Source organism: Salmonella sp. 741265116_PST, from assembly GCF_046567715.1.
Taxonomy (GTDB): domain Bacteria; phylum Pseudomonadota; class Gammaproteobacteria; order Enterobacterales; family Enterobacteriaceae; genus Salmonella; species Salmonella enterica.
Genome location: NZ_JBKFPH010000064.1, coordinates 1 through 4,418, shown reverse-complemented (window position 1 = coordinate 4,418; position 4,418 = coordinate 1). Strand labels below are relative to the sequence as shown.

The 4,418-nt window shown below is 58.5% G+C and carries 2 protein-coding genes and 1 pseudogene; all 3 read right to left on the bottom strand.

Translation table 11 applies throughout. The annotated features are described in order from the left end of the window. Window positions 1-3,206: pseudogene (locus tag ACLD11_RS21665) on the bottom strand (DUF6531 domain-containing protein); the annotation flags it as partial. A gap of 15 nt (window positions 3,207-3,221) precedes the next feature. Then, window positions 3,222-3,680 (bottom strand): DcrB-related protein, encoded by a 459-nt coding sequence (locus tag ACLD11_RS21660; RefSeq protein WP_079944501.1) that lies wholly within the window; start codon window positions 3,678-3,680, stop codon window positions 3,222-3,224. A 59-nt stretch (window positions 3,681-3,739) separates the two neighbouring features. Next, the coding region (locus ACLD11_RS21655; RefSeq protein WP_411015366.1) for a bacteriophage T4 gp5 trimerisation domain-containing protein at window positions 3,740-4,418 on the bottom strand (679 nt) is incomplete at its 5' end.

Below are 4,418 nucleotides of genomic sequence, written 5' to 3'. Positions count from 1 at the left end.
GGCATCTGCGTTTCTGTGCGGTTGCCCTGAACATCGTACCGGTGCTGCAGCACGCCCTGCGCCGTCTCCTCGCTCAGCAGGTTACCCGGACTGTCGTAGCTGAACCGGATAACTTCCGGCTCTCCGCCTTCCGCCGCATCATGCCGCCTGCGGCGGATTTCCAGCAGACGGTCCGCCGCGTCGTACCGGTATTCCGTGCGCGTCTCCGGCGTGATTTTCGCCGTCAGCCTCCCCGCCGCATCACGCTCCAGACCGTGGCGGATTTCTCCCCCGCGCTCCCCGCCGTATATCACCGCCGTCACCGCATTCAGCGCGTTATACCCGTATGCCCGGCGGCTGCCGCCGGGGTCCGTCTATTCCGTCACCCGGTCCAGAACATCGTACCGGAACCGGTAGCTTTCCCCGTTCTCGTTCGTGAGCGTGGTCAGCCGCCCGTAAGCGTCGTACTCATACGCCGTCCTGCGACCCGTCGCATCCGTCTGCCTGCGCACCCGCCCCTGGCCGTCCCGCTGCCAGCGTGTTATCTGCCCCGCCGGGCTGGTGTATTTCACCAGCCGTCCCGCCGCATCCGGCTGGTAACGCTCCGTACGCCCGTCCGCGAACATGACCTCCGTCAGATGTCCGTTGCCGTCATAGCTGTAACGCGTACTGTTACTCTCCGCGTCCGTCACCCTTTCCAGCCGCGTGCGTTCATCATAAAACCATGCCGTCTGCGAACCAGAACAGTCCGTGTGGCGCATAAGCTGACCGTCTTCGTTCCACTGCAGGTATTTATCTCCGCCCCGCGCGTCGGTTATCCGCACCACCTGACCGTGCCGGTCGTACCCGTATACCGTGCGCTGATGCAGCGGGTCGCTGACCGCCTGCAGGTTGCCCCGCTCATCATACTCATAACGCCACGCCGCCCCCGCGGCATCCACCTCCGTTTCCGGCTGGTGCCACACCGGATGCCACTGCGTCTGCTCCACCCGGCCCAGCGGGTCATGCGTCTCCGTCAGGTGGCCGAGACGGTCATAGACATAACGCCATTTGCCGCCCTGCGCGTCCGTCATCCCCAGCAGTAACCGCTCTTCATCGCTCCAGCGGAAAGTGGTCATCTGCCCGGCCTCGTCCCGGTACGCCGTCACCTGGCCCTGCGCATCCCACCAGTGGCAGCGCATGCGCCCCAGGCTATCCGTCACACACAGCGAACGTTCTGCCAGATTCCAGTCCAGACGGTACTGCTCGCCGCTGTCCGTATGATGGCCCGTCACCCGCCACGCCGCATCGTCCGGGCCTTCAAACCACGACCAGGTGTAGTAATACCGTTCGCCGCCCGGCTCCCGGTGCATCGTCATGCAGTCGTTGTCGTCGTACGCAAACTCGCGCTGATACTGACCTGCGTTGTCCACTACCCCGTTCAGCCGCCCCGCCTCATCGTAGCGGTAACGCCGCAGCAGCTCCGGCTCCCCTTCCGGGTAATGGCGGAAGATGCGCGTCACGCGCTGCGGGTGCGCTGCCAGCTCATAGTGCAGCCGGATGCAGGGGCGCTGCCGATCGCCGCTGATTTCCACCAGACGCCCGTGGTTGTCGTAGGTCAGGTGCTGGCAGTTACTGTTGCGGTCGCCCAGCATTTTCAGCCGCCGGCGCTGTGGGCTGGACGGGTCCGCTTCAAACAGCCTGTACACGCCGTCATCACTGCTGATAAGCCAGTGGCCCTGTTCGCTGCGCCGTACCGCCAGCCCCTCGCCGGGGCTGTAAAAACCGCTTCCCGGCTCCACCGCCTGCAGGTCAATTCGCCGTCCCATCGGGGCCACATACGTCATGCAGTTTTCATCCGGGTTGTCCGGCGTACGCTCCAGGCACACTTCATACAGCACGCTCCAGCCCCGCCCGAACATCCCCTCCGTCCGTTCATCACGGCTGCTGTAGGTCCGCTGCCACTCCAGCGGGAAGTGGCCGGGCAGACTGAAATCAACGTCATCATCGCCTGCCAGGTACTTGGCTCCGGTGGCGGCGTTTACCGGGCGGTTCAGCGCACTCCCAGCCTGCTGAACCATCATGTTAATGCCCATCCCCATCATAAAGCAGGCACTTTTAGCTAACGCCCGTCCGGGCTGCATGAACGCCAGCGCAATGGTGGTCACCAGGGTTATTTGTGACTTACCGCTTTTGATATCCCGTACCACCAGAAGCGGCCCGCCGATACGTACATCACCGGATACATGTACGCCGTTCTCAGGCTCATCCACCACTTTTGCCTCGCAGGTACAACGTACCCCGCTGCGCGCCGCAGGCTGGCTGTTGATACGCACATCCCGCGTCCCTTCGGCGATATATTCTGCTGCGGGCGGCTCATCGTCACCTTTGAACAGGTTCGACACGCTGCCGATAAGCGCGCTTGCCGCCTGAAAACCGATTTCCAGCGCACCGAAAGGGTTCATCGCCCCCAAGACCGTCCCCACCGGGTCGTCCGTCAGCGCCTGCAGTTTCTGCGCCATAAACTGGCTGAATGAAGAGGGATGTTTGTGGCAGTCGATTTTATCATCCTGTTTCGGGTCAGACCCCGGATATGCGGTTGCCACCGTGGGCTGCCACATCTCTGAAATAAAGTGGCCCGTGTCGGAAAGCATATCGCCCGCCTCCGCCAGAGCATCATTTCCCAGCGAGGCCCATCCTTCCGCTGATCCCATCCGGCTCACCACGGAAACGACGCCCTTAGCCATATTCTCTGCCCGGCCTTTTACTGCATCCAGATATTCCCCGGCCACATCCCACATTGATTTGGCGTCCTGCCTGCGTTTTTCTTCTTCTGCCTCTGCCTGCGCCTGCGCGTCCAGGGTTTCCACATCATGGCGTGATAATGCCGTTGCCGCCGCCCGCGCCGCCCGTTTGCTGTTAATCCGGGTGTCGCCTGAGCCGGTCAGGATATATCCCTCAATTTTCGGCGGAAAAAGGCTGTTGGCTATGTCTTCACAGGCTTTACTGATTTTCTCCCCGGCGCCACTCAGCAACATCGTCGCGCCGACCACGGTCCCCACAAGTAATACAGCGCTGCATCCCAGCGTTGCCACCGTAGCCCCCGTCGCCAGCGCCACAACAGCCAGTGCCGCAAAATCAATAGCCGCATTGATGGCGAGTTCCAGCGCACTGCCCACCAGATCTGCCAGAAAGGACGTATGCAGCAGCGCGTCGCCTTCCCTTGCCGCCCAGAATGCTTCTCCCATACCACACTCCCTGTGTTATTGTCCGGTTGCCGTGTTTTCCGGGTCCAACCTGAAACGCAGATTCTTTTTGATATCCGCCCAGCGCACCCTATCCGCTTCGGTTAACACTGTTGAGCGGGCATAGGTCAGGGCCATCATTACCCGGCTGCTCTGTAGCACAAATACCGCCTGGTACTGATATACATGCTCATTACCCCGGATGAACTGACTCTGTATTTCCAGCCCTTCCATTTTCCCGTCAATACCCAGCCGGACAACCTGTGCTGGCGTATAACGCAGTTCCTTAACCTGCTTTTCCAGTTTTTTCATCTGTTGTTCAACCTGGGACGCCAGTTCATCACCGTCCTGCATTTTGCCGCGGCTGATAATCAGCGCCGCATCCGGATCGCTCAGGCGGATCATATTGAGGGTGCTGTCCTGGGATATATTACCGGAGAAACTCAAGATGGCTTCGTTGATATAATAGTTCGTCATGATTATATAAAATCCTTTTTGGTCTGAAAGTGTTGATAAGTCCGGCACTAAAATAAAAACTATTCTTTGGGTGGAAAAGTTTCCTTAATTACTGCTGCCATTGCTGTTTTTTCTGACTCACCAAATGTTCCCACTTTGGGTTCTCTTTTATCCATATTTAAATCCAGCTGCCCTTTTATAGTATTAATCTGACCATCGGCATCTGTTGCAGTAATATTGAACGTTTTACAGGTTACGTAAAATTCCCCCTTACTGCTCATGTACAGAACGGTGTCACCACAACTCAGGGTAATAGAATCCCCCGCTGCCAGATATAACTCTTTTACCGTCTGAATGGTTTTATTTCCTCCGGCCAGAGAGGTATCGTCATACTGAACTTTATGGTCGCGGACAGCGCCAATAGTGGCTATTTCTGACTGTTCAATGACCTTAACCCGATTATTCCCCACCCAGTGACTTTCATTATTATTAACTTCAATACGCTGATCTTTTTCAGCATGTAGCCAGACCTCTTCACTACCGGGTTTATCTTCAAAACGCAGGGCGTTGGCATTGGTCGGTCCGCCGCCGATAGTGTGGCTGTATATCCCGCTCTGTGTTGCCGCGCCCGGCAGTCCCCACGGCGGCATGGTGTCCTGGTTGTAGGTACGCCCCACGATGATCGGCAGATCCGGGTCGCCGTTTTTGAAATCCACCAGCACTTCCTGGCCGATACGCGGGATCTGGATCATCCCGAAG

What these genes read in the sequence shown, in the direction of transcription:
- ACLD11_RS21660 (WP_079944501.1), bottom strand. Translation starts at nt 3,680, where the DNA reads ATGACGAACTATTATATCAACGAAGCCATCTTGAGTTTCTCCGGTAAT.